Origin of the sequence: Wenzhouxiangella sp. XN201 (assembly GCF_011008905.1) — a bacterium.
GTDB lineage: Bacteria > Pseudomonadota > Gammaproteobacteria > Xanthomonadales > Wenzhouxiangellaceae > Wenzhouxiangella.
In genome coordinates this window covers 743,302-761,883 of sequence record NZ_JAAIVI010000017.1, presented here as the reverse complement: position 1 = coordinate 761,883, position 18,582 = coordinate 743,302, and the positions used below count along the sequence as shown (strand labels likewise).

16 protein-coding genes are annotated in these 18,582 nt (G+C 64.0%); 10 read left to right on the top strand and 6 right to left on the bottom strand.

All coding sequences use genetic code 11. The features are described 5' to 3' along the window. Nucleotides 1–22: 22 nt before the first annotated feature. Nucleotides 23–688: an N-acetylmuramate alpha-1-phosphate uridylyltransferase MurU gene (murU, locus tag G4Y73_RS03850; RefSeq protein WP_205596467.1), complete on the top strand. Its 666-nt coding sequence runs from the start codon at nucleotides 23–25 to the stop codon at nucleotides 686–688. On the opposite strand, the gene G4Y73_RS03845 is transcribed toward murU, so the two are convergent. The 3 genes from G4Y73_RS03845 to G4Y73_RS03835 form a co-directional block, all read right to left on the bottom strand. Next, nucleotides 677–1,882 carry a tetratricopeptide repeat protein gene (locus G4Y73_RS03845; RefSeq protein WP_164229600.1) on the bottom strand — a complete coding sequence of 402 codons (1,206 nt, stop codon included), beginning with the start codon at nucleotides 1,880–1,882 and terminating at the stop codon, nucleotides 677–679. The genes murU and G4Y73_RS03845 overlap by 12 nt on opposite strands. A 223-nt stretch (nucleotides 1,883–2,105) precedes the next feature. Continuing rightward, nucleotides 2,106–3,530: a DUF4331 family protein gene (locus tag G4Y73_RS03840; protein ID WP_164229598.1), complete on the bottom strand. Its 1,425-nt coding sequence runs from the start codon at nucleotides 3,528–3,530 to the stop codon at nucleotides 2,106–2,108. A 209-nt stretch (nucleotides 3,531–3,739) separates the two neighbouring features. Beyond that, nucleotides 3,740–5,314, bottom strand: coding sequence for an alkaline phosphatase (locus G4Y73_RS03835; RefSeq protein ID WP_164229596.1), 1,575 nt, complete (start codon nucleotides 5,312–5,314; stop codon nucleotides 3,740–3,742). A gap of 133 nt (nucleotides 5,315–5,447) precedes the next feature. Here G4Y73_RS03835 and G4Y73_RS03830 point away from each other — a divergent pair, with 133 nt between their 5' ends. From G4Y73_RS03830 to asnB, 5 genes are all read left to right on the top strand, one after another. Further along, nucleotides 5,448–6,569 carry an NAD(P) transhydrogenase subunit alpha gene (locus G4Y73_RS03830; protein WP_164229594.1) on the top strand — a complete coding sequence of 374 codons (1,122 nt, stop codon included), beginning with the start codon at nucleotides 5,448–5,450 and terminating at the stop codon, nucleotides 6,567–6,569. Between the two features lie 176 nt (nucleotides 6,570–6,745). Continuing rightward, nucleotides 6,746–7,036 carry an NAD(P) transhydrogenase subunit alpha gene (locus G4Y73_RS03825; protein WP_164229592.1) on the top strand — a complete coding sequence of 97 codons (291 nt, stop codon included), beginning with the start codon at nucleotides 6,746–6,748 and terminating at the stop codon, nucleotides 7,034–7,036. Between the two features lie 3 nt (nucleotides 7,037–7,039). Further along, nucleotides 7,040–8,437: an NAD(P)(+) transhydrogenase (Re/Si-specific) subunit beta gene (locus tag G4Y73_RS03820; protein WP_164229590.1), complete on the top strand. Its 1,398-nt coding sequence runs from the start codon at nucleotides 7,040–7,042 to the stop codon at nucleotides 8,435–8,437. A 183-nt stretch (nucleotides 8,438–8,620) separates the two neighbouring features. Then, the gene (locus G4Y73_RS03815; RefSeq protein ID WP_164229588.1) at nucleotides 8,621–10,327 is read left to right on the top strand and encodes a hypothetical protein; all 1,707 of its coding nucleotides are present in this window, start codon (nucleotides 8,621–8,623) and stop codon (nucleotides 10,325–10,327) included. 9 nt (nucleotides 10,328–10,336) lie between these two features. After that, nucleotides 10,337–11,995, top strand: a complete 1,659-nt coding sequence (gene asnB / locus G4Y73_RS03810; protein WP_164229586.1) for an asparagine synthase B — start codon at nucleotides 10,337–10,339, stop codon at nucleotides 11,993–11,995. Between the two features lie 157 nt (nucleotides 11,996–12,152). Here asnB and G4Y73_RS03805 read toward each other — a convergent pair whose 3' ends face one another. The 3 genes from G4Y73_RS03805 to G4Y73_RS03795 are packed head-to-tail and all read right to left on the bottom strand — an operon-like array spanning nucleotide 12,153 to nucleotide 14,459. Further along, nucleotides 12,153–12,827 carry a hypothetical protein gene (locus tag G4Y73_RS03805; protein WP_164229584.1) on the bottom strand — a complete coding sequence of 225 codons (675 nt, stop codon included), beginning with the start codon at nucleotides 12,825–12,827 and terminating at the stop codon, nucleotides 12,153–12,155. Nucleotides 12,828–12,837: 10 nt separating this feature from the next. Continuing rightward, nucleotides 12,838–13,419 (bottom strand): CDP-alcohol phosphatidyltransferase family protein, encoded by a 582-nt coding sequence (locus G4Y73_RS03800; RefSeq protein ID WP_164229582.1) that lies wholly within the window; start codon nucleotides 13,417–13,419, stop codon nucleotides 12,838–12,840. Continuing rightward, a complete protein-coding gene (locus tag G4Y73_RS03795; RefSeq protein WP_240451190.1) occupies nucleotides 13,416–14,459 on the bottom strand; it encodes a DUF2066 domain-containing protein in 1,044 nt (347 codons plus the stop codon). The genes G4Y73_RS03800 and G4Y73_RS03795 overlap by 4 nt, the downstream gene beginning before the upstream one ends. Before the next feature lie 136 nt (nucleotides 14,460–14,595). Here G4Y73_RS03795 and purM point away from each other — a divergent pair, with 136 nt between their 5' ends. From purM to G4Y73_RS03770, 4 genes are all read left to right on the top strand, one after another. Beyond that, nucleotides 14,596–15,627 (top strand): phosphoribosylformylglycinamidine cyclo-ligase, encoded by a 1,032-nt coding sequence (gene purM / locus G4Y73_RS03790; protein ID WP_164229578.1) that lies wholly within the window; start codon nucleotides 14,596–14,598, stop codon nucleotides 15,625–15,627. A gap of 1 nt (nucleotide 15,628) precedes the next feature. Then, a complete protein-coding gene (gene purN, locus G4Y73_RS03785; protein ID WP_164229576.1) occupies nucleotides 15,629–16,324 on the top strand; it encodes a phosphoribosylglycinamide formyltransferase in 696 nt (231 codons plus the stop codon). Then, a complete protein-coding gene (locus G4Y73_RS03780; RefSeq protein ID WP_164229574.1) occupies nucleotides 16,314–17,000 on the top strand; it encodes a DUF3108 domain-containing protein in 687 nt (228 codons plus the stop codon). The genes purN and G4Y73_RS03780 overlap by 11 nt, the downstream gene beginning before the upstream one ends. 231 nt (nucleotides 17,001–17,231) lie before the next feature. Beyond that, a complete protein-coding gene (locus G4Y73_RS03770; RefSeq protein ID WP_164229572.1) occupies nucleotides 17,232–18,518 on the top strand; it encodes a M48 family metalloprotease in 1,287 nt (428 codons plus the stop codon). Nucleotides 18,519–18,582 lie beyond the last annotated feature (64 nt).

The following is an 18,582-nucleotide window of genomic DNA, read 5'->3' as shown; positions in this document are numbered from 1 at the left end:
GGCATTCAGACGGAGACAGAACTTGCGCGCCATGATCCTGGCGGCTGGCCGCGGCGAGCGGTTGCGGCCTTTGACCGACACCACGCCGAAACCGCTGATTGAAGTCGGCGGCAGACCGTTGATCGTCCACCACCTCGAGCGCTTGTCGGCGGCTGGCGTCGAGGAGGTGGTGATCAATCTTGGGTGGCTGGGTGAACAGATTGCCGACTATCTGGGGGATGGGCGGGAATTCGGCCTGCAGATTCGATACTCGAAGGAACCACCCGGCGCCCTGGAGACGGCCGGCGGCATCGTCGAGGCCCTGCCCCTGCTCGGCGAGACGCCGTTCCTGGCAGTCAGCGCCGATGTGCTCACGGACTACCCCTTCGAACGTCTGACAGGCATCGAACCGGGCGGGTCCGCCCATCTGGTCCTGGTCGACAACCCGCCGCATCACCCGCAAGGCGATTTTGCGCTGCGCGACGGCCAGGTCCGATTGGCCAGCGGTGACGGTCTGACATTCAGCGGCATCGCCCTCTTCCGGCCCGAGCTTTTCCGGGGTCTCGAGCCTGGGCGACGCGCCCTTCGTCCAGTGCTGGAGGCCGCGATAAAAGCGGGTCGAATCACGGGGGAGCGTTATCGGGGAAGCTGGGCGGACATCGGGACGCCCGATCGGTTGGCAGCGGTGCGCAAACGATCATTCACCTGACTCGCCAAAGAAGCCGGCAGCCGAACCGAGCCGTTCGCTTCGCACGGGCAGCGTCACACCGCAGCCTTCGGACAGGCCCTTCAGATCGGAAAGCTCGGGGGGGTTGAGTCCTGTCGCGAGGGCGTCTTCGAGCGCCCGACAGGCCTGCTCCTCTTCGCCTGCCGCCTGGGCTGCGACCGCCAGGCTGATCCGGCTGCCGATATCGGCCCGAAGGGAACGGTTCTGACGGGCGAGCGCCAGTGCGCGATCGACACGGCCTTGCTCGATCAGGAAATCGATCGCATGGCCTCCGTAAGCTGCAGGATGAGCCGCGAGCAATCGTTCGTAGTCGGCCATCGCACGGTCTCGCAGGGCGCGTGCGTGCTCGGTGTTGCCGAGCGCCTCTTCCACCTTGGCCAAGGCGGCGCGGAAGGCCGGATCGTCGGTCTGTTCGATCACTTGTCGGTAGCGCAAACGCGCCTGCTCAAGGGCACCTGTTTCGTATTGGCATTCGGCCAGGTGCTCGGCGGCCACGTAGAAGCCCGGCACGCGTTGCAGCGCCGCCTCAAGGTACGGGATGGCGCGTTCGAACTCGCCGTTGCGCACAAGTGCGATGCCCTGCTGCGTATACAGCCAGGCCAGGGGAAAGGGATTCGAATCCCGGTACTGCTGCTGAGCACGGAAGAATTGCAGATTCGCTGTCTCCAGCTGCCCCAACAGCACACTGACGTTGCCGCGAAAGGCCGCGTCATAGAAGCCGGCCGCCGGCTGTCGCGCCCAGGACCAATCCTCGCCGAAGGAATCGTACTCGCCTTGTGCCAGGCGCAACTCGCGGTCAAGGCGGTCGACCGTCGCGGCAGGCGCCCCCCGGTCCCGCGCGGCCTCCAGGTCGCGGCGTGCCCCGGCGAAGCGGTGGAATCCGGCGCGAATCGAGGCGCGCCTGAGCAAAGCCGTGGCTGAAGCGTCCGGACCCACGTTCTGCTCGACCAGGTCCAATGCGCGCTCGCCGTCGGTGAGGCGGCCGAGGATGCGGTAGCGATGATAAAGCTGGGTAGCGAGTTCCACCGGCCGACCGGCCGTGTCGTCCGCGTCGGTTAGCGCTTCGATGGTCGCATTTAGATTGGACAAGTAGATCGCGCCGGAAGTGGTCGAATAGTCCGACTGCGACAAGGGATACGGGGCGGGGCGATTGTCGTCCGCTCCGGCTTGAGTCATTGAAATGCCCAGAAGGAGCGCCGGCAATATCCTGTGCAGCGTCAGGCGACCAAGCCTGAATAAACGGCTGCAGGCCGAGCGTTGGCAATGCTGTTTCATGAGATTCTCCCGAACGTTCAGTCCGAAGGCCAGGCCTGGTGGGCCACACGGCGAACGGCGCCGGACCGGTTCGGTCCGGCGCCAGGGTTATGTGTTCCGATTTCGTTGCAAGGATGGATCGGAATCAGTTCGGAAGCGCGACGAACGGGAACGCGTCACGCAGTTCGCTACTGAAGCCGACGAAGTCGCTCACTCCCGGACCGACGACAGCACCCAGCGTGTCGTCGATCACGTCGCGGCTGAGCGTGCGGCCGCCGCACTGGCCGGCGACGCCCAGTTCGACCGCCAGGTAGGCGTCGCACTCGGGAATGGATGCGTCCACGATCAGGCGATCGTCGGCGAGTACGGGCGCCAGATCGGTCGGAGGCAGCACGGTATTACCGGTTTCGCCGTCCAGCGTGTCCAGCGCTTCGAGATTCGACTGGATCTCGGCCGTGAACTGCGACCAATCGGCAGGATCTTCCGACCGGTTGTACTGATCCTTCAGACCGGTGTCTTCGAGCAGATCGATCAGTGCTGTGTTGATCGCAGGCCGCCCCATGCGGTCGATCTGGCCACCGCTAAGAAATTGGCAGCCCACGCCATCAATCGAAGTCAGGCGCTGCCAGTCGATCGTGCCCTGACCGTCGACGCCGTCGTAGCCCATCGTTGCGGAACTACAGCCGTCGAACTCGAAGCTGAGCGTACCCCACTCGGACACAGTCGGACCGTCTCCGAAAAATTCAGGCGGAAAGGCGCCATCCGATGTTTCAAATGCCTGGATCTCGGCGGTTCCGCCTTCGATCGGCGCGACACCAGTAAGATAGCGGGGTGTCCCATCAGGCGAATAGACGTCCCAGATCGCATACAGACGCTTGGGCCCGCCATCGCTGGAGGGCGAGAGAACTTGCAGCGTCATTCCGTGCCCGGAGTTGTCCGCGTCGAAGAACGAGCCTGTGAAGCTGCCGTCGGCACCCGTGTTGCCCACCCGGTCGGTGGAGGCATAGATTTGGAGCGTATTGTTGGCGCCATTATCCGTCAGCCGGTCGCTGTCGATGCCGACAGCCAGAACCAGCGTATTGAGATTGGCGAAAAAATCCGTACCCGGATCGGTGAACTGGGGTGCGAGCGTGGCAACCGTCTGGTTGAATGCCTCCAGGTCGAAAAAGAAAGCATCGTCGGCCAGACCGATCCACACGCGCATTCCGTCGCCCATGCCGATTTGATTGAGTCCGGTTTCAGCCTTCAGGCCGCCGGGGCCCGCACAATGAACCCGGACGCCGTCGCCGTCGAAAGTACAAGTGATCGTGGCGCTGCTGGAACCGTTGTCGACGTGGAATTCGTAGTCGACGGCATCGGAGAATCTCGAATCGACCGACGCGACCGGCACCACGGTCTTGAGCATTACGAGCTCGGATGCGTCGTTGGGATTAACGAAGGCGTACACGTCATTGATGTCGGCTGCCGGATCGTTCTGGACGAGGGGCGAATCGAGATGATCCGCTGCGAATGTCTGGGCAGCCGCGAGCGGAATGATTGCCGCCAAGGCTGCGAGTCTTGAATATTTCATGATGTTACCTCCGAACGTGAGTGGCCCCTTCCTGCAGGGTCCACGCTACGCTCGGGCCATGATCAAGCCGTGAAGGGTTTCCCGGATCGGGGCTGACGAGCTTGAATCCGTCGGGATCTGGCTCGCCATGTCGGGAGTGCGGCAAGCCTGGGGAAGGCGGCCTGCCGGGATGGACCGCGTCGCCCGGCGTGCGACGCCAGGCTTGACCGTCAGCAGTCCGACGTCTCGGCGTTTGCGGCTTGGCAAAGCAGCTTCGACCAGTCGGGCAGATCGTTCTCGCCGGCCAGGGATCCGGCCATGTCCCGCAGGGGCGGCATCGCCTGGACGATGGTATGGAAAATGACGTTTTGCTCGAATACGCCGTAGAGGACGGCCGCACCCGGACCCTTGGCGTAAACCGGAACATCCTCACCGGAGTGCGTGGCCGACCACAGGCCCACGGCCGACTCCTGCCGGTAATCGGGATCACGCGGATCGACTTCGTCGAAATCGGGCCGTTCACCGCCGCGGTAGCCCGGGCCGTTCGAATAGCCCAGAACGGTTATGGGCCTGTCGTTGTCGTCGCGCATCAGGCGCGGCTCTCCCCCGTCCCGGCTCGGACGGTCGGCCAACCCGGCGATCGGGTTGCCGCGCTTGCCGTAGCCGCCGAAGGTCAGCGCGTGGCCATGATCGGCGGTGACGATGATCAACGTGTCCTCGCCGGTCATCTCGTCGGCGCGTCTGACGGCTTCCGCGAAGGCGATGGCATCGGTCAGGGCCCGCCAGGCGTTATTGGCGTGATGCGCATGATCGATGCGCCCGCCCTCGACCATCAGGAAGAATCCGCGCTCTTCGTCGTCCAGCAATTGCAGCGACTTGGCCGTCATCTCGGCCAGGGAGGGCTCGCCGGCGATATCTTCTGGCCGATCATGCTCGTAATTCATGTGGCTTGGGGCGAACAAGCCCAGCACCGGGCCGTCGGTGGCGTCCGGCAGGGCGTCGAAGCCCTCGGCGTTCCAGACGTAGTGGCCGTTCTCGTGCAGGGCCTGCCATTCGGCTATCAAGTTGCGACCGTCACCGCGATGACCGCGCTGATCCGGATCCTCCGGATCGTTCTCCTCGGTGGGCAGGAAAGCCCTGCGACCGCCGCCGAGGACCACGTCGATCGGCCCGGGGCTGTACTCGATCAGCTGCCTGGCAATATCGCGGCACCCGGCATCCCGCTGCGACGGCGGAATTCCCTTGTCGGTTTCCCATCCGCGGTCGACCGAGCGGGCATACAGGGTTGCCGGTGTGGCGTGGGTGATTCGGGTGGTGGTCACGATACCGGTCTTGAGTCCGCTGAGTTTGGCCAGGTCGAGCAGTGACGCCCGCTCGTTGCCGGCCATGGAGGCACAGTTCGCGCGACTGGCGTTCTGATCGACGGATATCGCCCCGGCAAAACTCTTCACGCCGGTAACCATGGCCGTCATCGTTCCGGCCGAATCCGGCGTTTGCTGGTTGGTGTTATAGGTCTTCGCCAGGCCGGTATGGCGGAACCGCTCGAAATGAAGCGTGTTGGCCTCGCCGCTCTCACCGCGCATCTGCCCCTCGAGAATGCGCGAAGCGGCGACCGTGGTCAGGCTCATGCCGTCACCAATGAACAGGATGACGTTACGCGCCTCGCCCGGATCGTTCAGGGCGGCGCGGCGTTCGGCAATCAAGGTCTTTCCATGCTCATACCACTGGGCCGGGCTCTCGTCGGCCACGGCGCCGGCGGCGAAGATCAGAGCGGAAAGGGCGAAAGAAATGCGGGATAAAGTCATGGTGTTCATGGTGTCGAGTTTAATTCATCCATATTTCGATGAGATTGCGAAGTGACGGACTGAAACCAAATCTCAATTGAACAAGCCGCTTGTGACCGGCTACACTCATCGACAGATATTCGAAGGGAATCCCATGACGCTCAAGATCGGTATTGTCCGGGAAACCGCGCCTGGCGAACGCCGCGTGGCGCTGGATCCACCCACCGCCGCCAAGCTTGTTGCCGACGGGCACCAAGTGCTCGTGCAGGCCGGCGCCGGCACTGAATCCGGCCATCCGGACGACAGCTGGGGCGAGTGCACCATCGTCGAGGATGTCGCTGAACTGGCCGGAAAGTGCCAGATCCTCCTGTCCGTACGACGCCCCGAACCGGAGGTGCTCGAGAAACTCGGCCAGGGCAGCGTCGTCATCGGCCAGCTCTCGCCGTACCAGGACTTCGACGCGCTCGAGACGGCGGCCAAACAGGGCCTGTCGCTGATCGCGATGGAACTGGTGCCGCGCATCAGCCGCGCCCAGGCCATGGATGTGCTTTCTTCACAGGCCACCATCGCCGGCTACAAGGCGGTGATCATCGCCGCGGACATCGCACCGAGAATTTTCCCGATGCTGACCACCGCCGCGGGCACGCTGCGCCCGGCCAAGGTCGTCGTCATCGGCGCCGGTGTGGCCGGCCTGCAGGCCATTGCCACGGCCCGGCGCCTGGGCGCTCAGGTCGAGGCTTACGATATTCGCGCCGCGGCACGCGAACAGGTCGAGTCCCTGGGGGCAAAGATGATCGATACCGGTGTGGATGCCGAGACGGAAGGCGGCTACGCGCGTGAGCTGACCGACGAGGAACGTCAGCAGCAGGCCGATGCGCTGGCCAAGCACCTGGCGAAAGCCGACGCGGTAATCAGCACCGCCGCCATTCCCGGCCGCCCTGCGCCGAAAATCATCACTCGGGAAATGGTCGACGATATGGCCCCGGGCAGCGTGATCGTCGACCTGGCCGCCGAGACCGGCGGCAACTGCGAACTGACAAAGGCCGGCGAGACGGTCAATCACGGCGGCGTGCTGGTCAACGGTCCGACCAACCTGCCCAGTCGCGCGCCGCTGCACGCCTCGGAAATGTACGCCCGCAACCTCCACAACCTGATCAAGCTGCTGATCGACGAGGAAGGCGGGCTGAAGGTCGACACCGAAGACGACGTCATCGCCGGCTGCCTGCTGGCGCACGACGGCGCGATCGTTCACGACAAGTTTCTTGAAAAGGATTAGATAACCGCAGATGAACGCGGATAAACGCGGATAAATGCAGATTGAATGATTCAGACACTGGATGAAGGTGCGTGCCAATCCGGGCAGTTAGCACCGCATGCGCGTATTCTTTATTTTGATCTGTGTTCATCTGCGTTCATCTGCGGTTCCAAATTAACGCTCAATCGGGAGTAGCCATGGAAGGCTGGGTCGCACTTTATATCTTCATGCTGGCGGCATTTACCGGGGTCGAGGTGATCTCGCGGGTGCCGTCGATTCTGCACACCCCGCTGATGTCGGGATCGAACTTCATCCACGGCATTGTGCTCGTCGGCGCCATGGTCATCCTGGGCATGGCCGACACCTCAGCGGAGATCATCGTCGGCTTCATCGCCGTCGTGCTGGCAGCAGGCAACGTCGTCGGCGGCTACGTGGTCACCGAACGCATGCTGGAGATGTTCAGTTCCACCGGCCGGAAGAAGGAATAAACGATGACCTCCGCACTCGACTTCATCATTCCCGCCGCCTATTTCATCGCCGCGGTGATGTTCATCTACGGCCTGAAGGCCATGAGTTCGCCGGTCACCGCCCGGCGCGGCATCCTGTGGTCGGGCGCGGCCATGCTGGTCGCCGTCCTGGTCACTTTTGTCCACCCGGAGGTCAAGGGCAACTACGCCCTGATGATCGTCGCCATCGCCATCGGCTCGGTGGCCGCCTGGTGGACAGCCAAGCGTGTGGCCATGACCGACATGCCGCAGATGATCGCGCTCTACAACGGCATGGGCGGCGGCGCAGCAGCAGCCATCGCCGGCGTTGAACTGCTCAAGGCATCAAGCGGCGCGGTCACCATGGACCTGGCCACGATCATACTGGCCGTGCTCGGCGGCATTATCGGCTCGATCGCGTTTACCGGTTCGCTGATCGCTTTTGCCAAGCTTCAGGGCTGGATGCGCAAGACCTGGCGCTTTAGCGGACAGCAGATACTCAACTTGCTGGTGTTCGTCACGACCGTGGTGCTGGGTGCGGTTCTGGTCGTTCAGGGTGCCTCCACGGGCGTGCTGATCGCTTTCTTCGCCTTCGCCCTGCTCGCCGGCCTGCTGATCACCGTACCCATCGGCGGCGCCGACATGCCGGTGGTGATTTCGCTCTACAACGCCCTGACCGGCCTGGCGGTCGGCTTCGAGGGTTACGTACTGCAGAATCCTGCGATGATGATCGCCGGCATCGTCGTCGGTGCGGCCGGCTCCCTGCTGACCCAGTTGATGGCCAAGGCCATGAACCGCCCGCTTTCGAACGTGCTCTTCGCCGGCTTCGGCAAGGCTGACGAGGACGCTGCCGGTGCGGCAGCCAGCGGCGAGATGAAGTCAATCGACGCCACCGACGCTGCCATCCAGATGGCCTACGCGGAGAAGGTCATCATCATTCCCGGCTACGGCATGGCCGTGGCCCAGGCACAGCACAAGATCTGGGAGTTGACCGAACTGCTGACCGCCCGCGGCGTAAAGGTAAGTTTCGCCATTCACCCGGTCGCGGGGCGCATGCCCGGCCACATGAACGTGCTGCTGGCCGAGGCCGGCGTGCCCTACGATGTCATCCACGACCTGGAAGACATCAACGCCCAGTTCCCGACCACGGATGTCGCGCTGGTGATCGGTGCCAACGACGTGGTCAACCCGGCCGCACGCAAGGACCCAAGCAGCCCGATCCACGGCATGCCGATCCTGGACGCCGACCGTGCCAAGAACTGCATCGTCATCAAGCGCGGCCAGGGCACCGGCTTTTCGGGCATCGAAAACCTGCTGTTCTTCGAGGAAAACACCCGCATGCTCTACGGTGACGCCCAGAAGGTGGCGCAAGCCTTGATCAGCGGCGTGAAGTCCCTGGGTTGAATGACAACCCGGGTTCTGGATCGCTGATCCAGGGCACATCGCCACAGGACGGAAACTACGGCATACAGCTAACGAGCAACTAGCGAACCGGCCAACATGCCAATCCAAAAAACTTGACAAGTGTGTTGGTGTTGTATAACACTATTACCACGAGACCACCCATCCCCCTAGGAGGGATCGAACATGATTCGCAAGATTGCCGTTTTCGGGGTTTGTGCCCTGCTCCTGGCCGGCTGCGGCCGCGACGAAGCCGACTCCACATCGACCGGCGAAGCCGGGTCAAGCGCCGCTGGAGCAGCCAGTCATGCCCTCTTTGACCGCATCGATGCCGACACCGCCTGGCTGATTGCCAACACCGAACAGCTACCGGAAAATCTCAGCGAGCTGCTCTGGGCACCCATGGCCTCGATGGCGGAGTTCAACCGCGAAACCTATAACGGAGTTGCCGACGAACTCGACGAGACACCCGCCGCCGCGGCGCTGTTGCGTGAACTGGCGCAGATCGACAGCCGCGAGGCCCTGGCCGAACGCGGCATCGAGCCCAACGGTCGCTGGGCCGTGCATGCGGTCTCGCTCTTCCCCTTCGTCACCTGGCAACTGTCGGATGCAGAGGCTTTCCAGGCCACCATCGACCGGGTTATCGGCGAGGCCGAAGTCGAACCGGAATGGCGTGACATCGACGACGCCCGCGTGCTCTGGATCGGACTCGGGGATGTCGGCGTGGCGGTTTCGCACGATGACCGCTACGTGACCGCCGCCATCATTCCCGACAACCTGGCTCTGATGCGCCGCGTCGCCAATCTGGACCAGCCGGCCCGTGCATTCGATCCGGCTGACCTCGAACAGTTTTCCGAAGAGCGCGGCTACATGCCCTACGGCAGCGGGTTCGTTGATTTTGCACACGTCGTAAACCTGCTGCTTGACGAAGACGACGAGATGCTGCAGACGGCCCGCGAGTCCGAGAACCTGGCCGAAATGGCCGCCGACCCGGTCTGCCGGGCGGAATTCAACGCCCTGGTCGAGACCTTTCCACGCCTGAGCCTCGGCTACACGGAGATGAACGAGTCGACCATGGCGTTCGACGTGACGGTCGAGACCGAAGCTTCGTTCGCCAAGCGCATGGGCGCCATCGCCGATACGCCGATCAGCCTCGACAAGGGTGAGCCCGGTCTGCTCGACCTGGGCCTGGCACTCAACATCGTCGGGACGCGCGATTTCGCGCGCGAACTGGTCGCGGGCTGGGTTAACAATCCGCCGCAGTGCCGGGCTTTTGCGAGCATCGGCGAAAAAGCCCAAGAGTGGCAGCAGGCGCTCAACCAGCCGATTCCGCCGGTGGTCACCAACTTCCAGGGCCTGCGCGTCAGTCTCAATGACTTCGAAATCAGCGAGTCGCTCGAGCTCGAGTCAGCCCAGGGCACGCTGGCCCTGTTCATGCGCAATCCGCAGATGATGCTCGGCATGGCGCAAATGTTCTCACCCGATCTGGCGGCACTCGATCTCACGCCCGGCGGAGAACCACAACCCGTGCCGGAAGGCGTGATCCCGAATCTTCCAGCCGGAATTCCCGCCTTCATCGGCCTGGGCGACGGCGCCCTGGGAATCGCCGTGGGTGAAAGTCAACGCGAGCGCCTGGGCGAGGCGATGGAGCCGGGAGAAGGCGGCGGTGCGATCCTCAGGTACGGCATCGATTTTTCTGCCTACGCCGAGTTGATGGGCCGGGTCATGACCACGCTCGAATCCGAGTTCGAGGAGATGGAACAAGACGAAGCCTTCAGCAACCCGTCGGCCGGAATGGAAGCCATCGCCGAGTTTTACGACTACACCTCCGTCAGCCTGCACCTGACCGACCGCGGTATCGAGTTCCGCAGTGCGGTGACCCTCAAAGACTAGGTCTCCCAGGTGTGCTCGATTCTCGGGCTATTCGAGATCCCCGCAGGTCGCACCGGCCTGCGGGGTCTTGCCTTGGAGGCCTCGCGTAGACAACGCCATCGCGGGCCCGACTGGAGCGGCATCTACGTCCACGACCGGGCGGTCATCGCCCATGAGCGCCTGGCCATCGTCGATGTCGACTCCGGCGCCCAACCCATTCTCTCGCCAGACGAAAAGCAGGTGCTGGGCGTCAACGGCGAAATCTACAACCACCGCCAGCTGCGAACCGACTGCGGCGACTATGACTTTCGCACCGGCTCCGACTGCGAAGTCATCCTCGCTCTCTACCAACGCTTCGGCACCGACTTCCTGAACCGCCTCAACGGCATCTTCGCCTTCGTCCTCTACGACGAGGACAAGGACCGTTACCTGATTGCCCGCGACCCGCTCGGTGTCATGCCGCTCTACCACGGCCGCGACGAGGACGGCATGCTCTGGGTCGCCTCCGAACTGAAGGCCATCGAACCCTGGTGCAGACAGGTCGAGGCCTTTCCGCCGGGCCACCTGCTCGATTCCGCCGAAGGAGTAATCCGCCGCTGGTACGAGCCGGCCTGGCGCGATTTCGGCAATGCGAGTCAGCCGGCCGACCCTATCCGACTGCGCCAATCGCTGGAAGACGCGATCCACCGCCAGATGATGGGCGACGTGCCCTATGGCGTGCTGCTTTCCGGCGGCCTGGATTCCTCGCTGATCGCCGCAATCACCAAGCACTATGCAGACCGCCGCGTCGAGTCGGACGACACCGAGGCCGCCTGGTGGCCCCGACTGCACTCTTTCGCCATCGGCCTGGAAGGCTCACCCGACCTGGCTGCCGCGCGCATTGCCGCAGAGGCCATCGGAACCCAGCATCACGAATTCCACTACACCATCCAGGAAGGCCTTGATGCGCTGGACGACGTCATCGCCCACATCGAGACCTACGACGTCACCACCGTGCGGGCGTCGACCCCGATGTTCCTGCTGGCACGTCGCATCAAGGCCATGGGCATCAAGATGGTGCTCTCCGGGGAGGGTGCCGACGAAATCTTCGGCGGTTACCTGTATTTTCACAAGGCACCGAATGCGCAGGCCTTCCACGCCGAAACCGTCCGCAAGCTCGACAAGCTGCACCAGTTCGACTGCCTGCGCGCCAACAAGGCGATGGCTGCCTGGGGCGTGGAGGCGCGCGTCCCCTTCCTGGATCTCGAATTCCTCGACGTGGCCATGTCGATCGACCCGGCCGCCAAGATGCCGGGCCCGGACCGACCCGAAAAGGCCATCCTGCGCGAGGCCGGCGCTGACCTGCTGCCCGACGAGATTCTCTGGCGCCAGAAAGAGCAGTTTTCCGATGGGGTTGGCTACGGCTGGATCGACGCGCTCAAGGCCCGCGCCGAAGAAACAGTCAGCGACCGCGAACTGGCCGAGGCCACTCGTCGTTTCCCGATCAATCCACCGGCGACGAAGGAAGCCTGTCTCTACCGACGACTGTTCGAACGCCATTTCCCCTCGCCGGCTGCGGCCGCCACGGTACCCGGCGGGCCGTCGGTCGCCTGCTCCACGCCCGAGGCGCTGGCGTGGGATGAGAACTTTGCCAATACGGCTGATCCTTCGGGAAGAGCGGTGAAGGGAGTGCATCAGGATGCCTACTAGCATTCAATGATCAAATTCCAAGCACCACATCAAACAAGTGCCAATGATCAAATCCCAATGATCAAAACGGGACCGCATCCCGGCCTTTCCCTGGAAGCTGGCACCCGTTTCGGTCATTCGAGCATTAGAAATTGGAATTTGTTTGATGTGGTGCTTGTTATTTGGTGCTTAATATCTCCCTCACCAACGGCACCGAAAGGGTGCGCCGCTCGGTCAGGGCGCGGCGGGCGCCGGATTCGACCAGCTCGGCGATCCGGCCGGCGTTTCTCGGCGCCCGGCTGAGGATGTAGTCGACCACCCCGCGGCCGAGCAACACTTCGTGTTCGGCCGCCATGCGGCGCACCAGCTCGCCCAGATCGCCTTCCTCCAGCGGCTTGAGCGTCAAGCGCGTGGCCTGGCCCAGGCGTGAACGCAGGTCGGGCAGCACGAAACCGTCGCGCCCTGTTCCGCTCATGAGCACCCCTGTACGCCCGGCTCGCCAGCGATTGAGCGCATTGAACAGGGCCAGCTCGCCATCGTCGTCACCGGCCAGAATGTCGATGTCATCGAGCACGACCCAGTCGCCATCGGCATGCCCGAGCAACAAGCGCTGCTGTGGATTGCCCGGGGCGATGAAATGCGCCTGTTCGTCTCGCTGACAGCGGTCGGAGAAAAAGGCGGAAACCAGGTGCGAACGCCCGCTGCCGGCCGGACCCACCAGAAAATACCAGCCGCCGCGCTCGACGCCCTGCGACAGTGTGGCAATGACCGCCTGATTGGGGCCGGCAACGAAGTTGTCAAAGCGTGGCCGGCGTGGCGGCTTGAGCGCCAGGGGAAGCTGGGTACGACTCACGGCGGCACCTTCAGGATGCCGGGCCGTCACCGCCCTCACGGCGCGATCGACTGACCTCGACAGCCCGCCCGGCCCAGATCCAGACATACTGAACGAGCGTCAGAACGACCAGTACGCCGACCAGCCAGACCAGGCCGATCTGCGCCTCCGGCGGCAGGGAAACGCCGGCCAGGCGAACGAGCACGAACCACAGCAGGAAAACCTGGCAGAACGTATTGAATCGCGACAGCTGGGTCGGCTCGGCCTCGAATCGCTCAAAGCGGGTGTAGTAGATGTAACCTCCGACCACGATCACCAGGTCGCGAAACACCACCATGCCAATCAGCCACCAGGGCAATTCGCCCAGCCAGCCGAGCGTCAGGTAGCCGGCCATCATCAGCAGCTTGTCGGCCAGCGGATCGAACACGCCACCCCAGCGCGTCTGCCAGCCGAATCGCCGCGCCAGCCAGCCGTCGAGCAAATCGGAAACACCGGCAAACACCGCCAGCGCCAGCGCCCACTGATACTCTCCGATCAGCAACAGCCAGACCATCGGCGGCACGACCAGCATCCGGCCGATAGTGAGCAGATTGGGCAGGAAACTGAGGTTCAACGCGCCAGCCTGAAGTCGAGGCGATTGCCAGTTCGACCCTGTCGGGGAACCAGCAAGCCGCCCATGGTCAGGTAACGCTCGATGCGCTCACCTCGGGCGAGCACTTCGAAAACCACTTCGCGCTCGACCGCCGAGACGACCCGCACGTTCTCCACCACACTCAGGTTGTCCAGATGGCGTAATACCTCGGCATACTGAACTTCATCGACGATGCCATCGACCCCAATCAGCCAGCGCGTGGGGGCACCGTCGGTATCGAGCACGCCGTAGCGGCCCGCCAGCTGCGAGGACAGGCGTTGCAAACCTGCGCGGATCAGCGCTTCGACATCTTCGCCGGACCGGTCGAGGCCGGCGTCCTGCCCCTCGACCCGCCAGCGCCAGCGCGCGTTCCAGAGGACGGCATCATCGTCGTCACCACGCCGACGCAAATCGAGCATCGCGATCACGCTGGCGCCATATCGCTGCGCGCTCGCCTCGGCAGAGCCGAGAAAACCGCCGCGTACGTCAGCCAGGGTGACTTCAGCCAGATCAAGCGCATCGCTGAGCGGCCGAATGACGTCCAGCCCGACCCGCCGCGCATGTTCAAGAACCAGGTATTCCAGATGGGGGCTTTCGACAAAGCGGGCGCCCGCTTCATCCTCGATGGCCATCCACAGCAACACCGCCGAGCGCTCCCGCCCCCAGCGTGGCAGTTGGTTGCGGCGCAACAGTTCATTGATGGTCGGCTCGTCGAACTCGACTTCCAGGCGCAACTCCTCTTCACTCTCACCCGAAGGCGTGACGACAGAACGCTCGGCAAGCTGCTGCGAAAGCACCAGCTCATCGAGATCTTCCGGCCCGAGCCCGAGCTCCCGGACCAGCGAGCCCTCGAAGCGGCCCGTCAGCCGGGCAAGCACCTGGTCGAGCGCCGCCAGGCGATCGCCCGCGCTGCCCGGCTGCCGCTCGATCGCCACCTCGCCGACATACAGCGGCGTGGCGCAGACCGGCTGTGCTGTCAGCGCGGTCGCCAGAGTCAGGGAAATGAACAGCAAGCGAATCATCACGGCGCAAAGATAGCACAGGCGCGCAGGTCTTCAGCCGCGTTTCCGACGCTGGGAGAGAGCCCGCAACAGCGATCAAACTGCCGGCCCAATCCGTCATAATGTGCGGCAATCCTTACTCTCCGCGGCCAAACCCATGTCCGAGCGCAAACGCCCGTCCCTGAGCTATCGCGATGCCGGTGTCGACATTGATGCCGGCAACGCCCTGATCGACCGCATCAAACCGCTGGTGGCCAGGACCACTCGCCCTGAAGTGCTCGGCGGGCTGGGCGGTTTCGGCGGGCTGTTCCACCTGGGTGACAAGTTTCGCGATCCGGTGCTGGTCTCGGGCACCGACGGTGTCGGCACGAAGCTGCTGCTGGCCCGGCAACTGGACCGCCACGACAGCATCGGTATCGACCTGGTCGCCATGTGCGTCAACGACATTCTGGTGTGTGGGGCCGAGCCGCTGTTCTTTCTCGACTACTTCGCCTGCGGCCGGCTTGATGTCGATGCCGCTGCCGATGTGGTCGCCGGGATTGCCGAAGGCTGCCAGCAGGCCGGCTGCGCCCTGATCGGCGGCGAGACGGCCGAAATGCCGGGCATGTATGGCGACGGCGAATACGACCTGGCCGGCTTTGCCGTCGGCGCGGTCGAGCGCGACGGCATCATCGACGGTTCCAACATCGACACCGACTGCGTCGTGCTGGGGCTGGCCTCGAGCGGACCGCACAGCAACGGCTATTCACTGATACGCAAGGTCATCGAAGTCAGCCAGGCCGCGCTCGAGCAGCCGATGGGAGAGACCAGCCTGGGCGAGGCACTGCTGGCGCCGACGCGGATCTACGTCCCCGAGGTCCGGCAGCTGCTGGGCGAGCATGACATCCGCGGCATGGCCCACATCACCGGCGGCGGCCTGACCGAGAATATCGTCCGGGTCTTGCCCGACGGACTCGGGCTCGAAATCGACGCCGCCGCCTGGTCCTTGCCGGCGGTGTTCGAGTGGCTGCGCGATGCCGGCGGCATCAGCAATGCGGAACTGCGGCGCACTTTCAACCTGGGCATCGGCTTTGTGCTGGTCGTGCCGGAAGGCGAGGTAGCGCGCATTGCCGATGCGCTCGACGAGCCGGTCGTCACCATCGGCCGGGTCACGGAGCATGCCGACGGCGATCGGGTGCACTATCTCTGACATGGCAGCGGAACCGGCCCGCCTGGTCGTCCTGATTTCCGGGCGGGGCAGCAACCTGCAAGCGATACAAGCTGCCATCGAGGCCGGGCGCCTGCCGGCACGCATCGCGGCCGTCGTCAGTGATCGTCCGCAAGCGGCCGGGCTCAATCATGCAGCGCGACATGGCCTGGACACGGTCATGATCGAGCCTGCCCGATTTCCGGACCGGTCCGCCTTCGAGCGGGCGCTGATGACCGCCATCGACGGCTTCGATCCGCGCTTTATCGTGTTGGCCGGTTTCATGCGTGTGCTCGGCCGAGAACTGGTGCAGCACTATCTCGGGCGAATGCTCAACATCCACCCTTCCCTGCTGCCTCGCCATCGCGGCCTGCACACCCACCGGCGCGTTCTCGACGCGGGCGAACATGAACACGGCGCCAGCGTCCACTTCGTCACGCCAGACCTGGATGCCGGCCCGGTCATCAGCCAGGCGCGCGTGGCGGTTCGGCCCGGCGACACCGCCGACGCATTGGCCGAGCGACTGCTGCCGCTGGAACACCTGCTCTACCCTGCTACGCTGGCACTTTTGCTCAAACACCGGGTCGAACTCCACCATGACAGCACCCACCTCGACGACACACCGCTGCGTCAGCCGCTGCTACTCGATCGCGATCTTGGTCGCGACGGTGGCCTTCTTGATGCCGGCCATGGCCGCTGAAGAACCGCCCCTGCCACCGCACGAAGCTCACTACGAAGTCCTGCGCCACGGCAAGAAAATCGGCGAACTGGCGGTCAGCCTCCGGCAACTCGAAAACGGCGTATGGCACTACCGTTCCGATACCCGGGCCACGGCCTGGTGGGTCAAGGCACTGAACGTCTCTGCCGAGGAAGCCGCCCACTTCGTCTGGCGCGGCGATCGCATCGCAATGCTGACCTACCACCATGCCCAGCACGCCCCGGCCAACAACCGCTTCTTCCAGCACCGCACGGACTGGAAGGCTGGGACCACAGAGGTGCGCACCGAGGAAATTACAAAGACCGTGGAACTGGTCGACAACCTGGTCGACCCCCTGAGCCTGCGTTTGCAACTGGCGGTCAACCTGGCCGACCCCGAACAGCGCCGCGCAACACATGACTTCACCCTGCTCGACCGCGACGAGATCAAGCAGAAGCAGTACACCTTCGACGGTGAAGAGCGCGTTGAAGTCCCCGCCGGCTGCTTCGAGGCCGTACGGATCCGCCGTATCGAAAACCCCGGATCAGACAAGAACAACCTGTCCTGGCACGCCGGCGACTTCCACTGGATGCCGGTGCGCATCCTGCGCCAGGAAGACGGCAAGGACAAGCTCGACATCCGGCTGTTGGACACCGACCTGCCATTGAACGGCTGTTAAAACTGGTTGGCTGGTTGGCTGGTTGGCTGGTTGGCTGGTTGGCTGGTTGGCTGGTTGGCTGGTTGGCCAATGATATCCGTGGCCTGGAGACCCGGCGCGGCGAAGCCGCCCCGCAAAACGACCGGCGGCCGAACCAGCGAACAAGCTAACCAGCGAACAAGCTAACCAGCCAACAAGCGAACCAATCCATAGATTCGTATAATCAGGATCACGCTTAGCTCGGAGGCCACCATGCATCGAATCATCTGCATCCTCGCCATCCCCCTTTTTCTCGCCGCCTGCGCCACCAATCCGGTCACCGGCGAGAGCGAGTTCAGTCTCTACGGCGAGAACTGGGAGCGCCAGGTGGGCGAACAGCAGTATGCCCCGCTGCGCCAGGCCCAGGGCGGTGACTACGTCCTCGACCCTGCTCTCGTCGACTATGTCCAGCGTGTCGGACAAAGCGTTGCCGACCCAGCCGATCGCGAACTGCCCTACGAATTCCAGGTACTGAACAGTTCCGTACCCAATGCCTGGGCCCTGCCCGGCGGCAAGATTGCCGTCAATCGCGGGCTGTTGACCGAGCTCGACTCCGAGGCGGAACTGGCCGCTGTGCTCGGGCATGAGGTCGTTCACGCCGCAGCACGGCACAGTGCACAGGCGGCATCACGCGCCGCCCTGGCCCAGGGCGCCGTCATTCTCGGGGCCGTTGCCGTCGGTGCCGGCACCGACAATGACGACTACACCACGGTGGCGCTGCTCGGCGGGATGATCGGCGCCCAGCTCATCCAGCAGCGCTATTCGCGCGAAGCCGAACGCGAAGCCGATTACTACGGCATGCGTTACATGCAGCTCGCCGGCTATGATCCGGCGGCCGCGGTCGATCTCCAGGAAACCTTCGTGCGACTGTCCGAGAATCGCCAGTCGGGCTGGCTCGACGGCCTGTTCGCTTCCCACCCGCCCTCGCAGGAACGCGTCGAGAACAACCGCCGGCGGGCCGAGGAACTGGGCCGGGGCGGACGCATCTCCCGCGACGCCTACCGTCAGCAAGTCGCCAAACTGAAACGCCTGGAACCGGCCTACAAGGCGCATGACGAGGGCCGCAAGGCGCTGCAGGACGGACGGGTCGACGAAGCCCTGCAGAAAGCGCAGGAAGCGCTGTCGATCGAAGACGATGAAGCCCTGTTTCACGCGCTGCGCGGTGATGCATTCGCCACCCGGGAAAACTTCGGTGCAGCCGAACGAGCCTTCTCCGAAGCGCTGGCCAGGGACTCGAGCTGGTTCTATCACCATCTGCGCCGCGGCATGGTGCGCGAACAGCGCGGCAACTGGTCCGGCGCGCGAACGGACCTGCAGGCCAGTCTCGAAATGTTGCCGACCGCCGACGGCCATCTGCACCTGGGTAATGTAGAACGCGCCGCCGGCAACCGCCAGCAGGCGATCGAGCACTACAAGATAGCGGCCCAGTCCGACACCCCCGCCGGAGAGCGCGCCCGCAAGCGCCTGGCCGAGATGGGCGTGACCGAAGCGCAAGGGTGAAGCACCCGACTGGTCGAACGCCAGCGTAGGTCGGGGTCGCATGCCCGACCTACGCGGCGTTTTC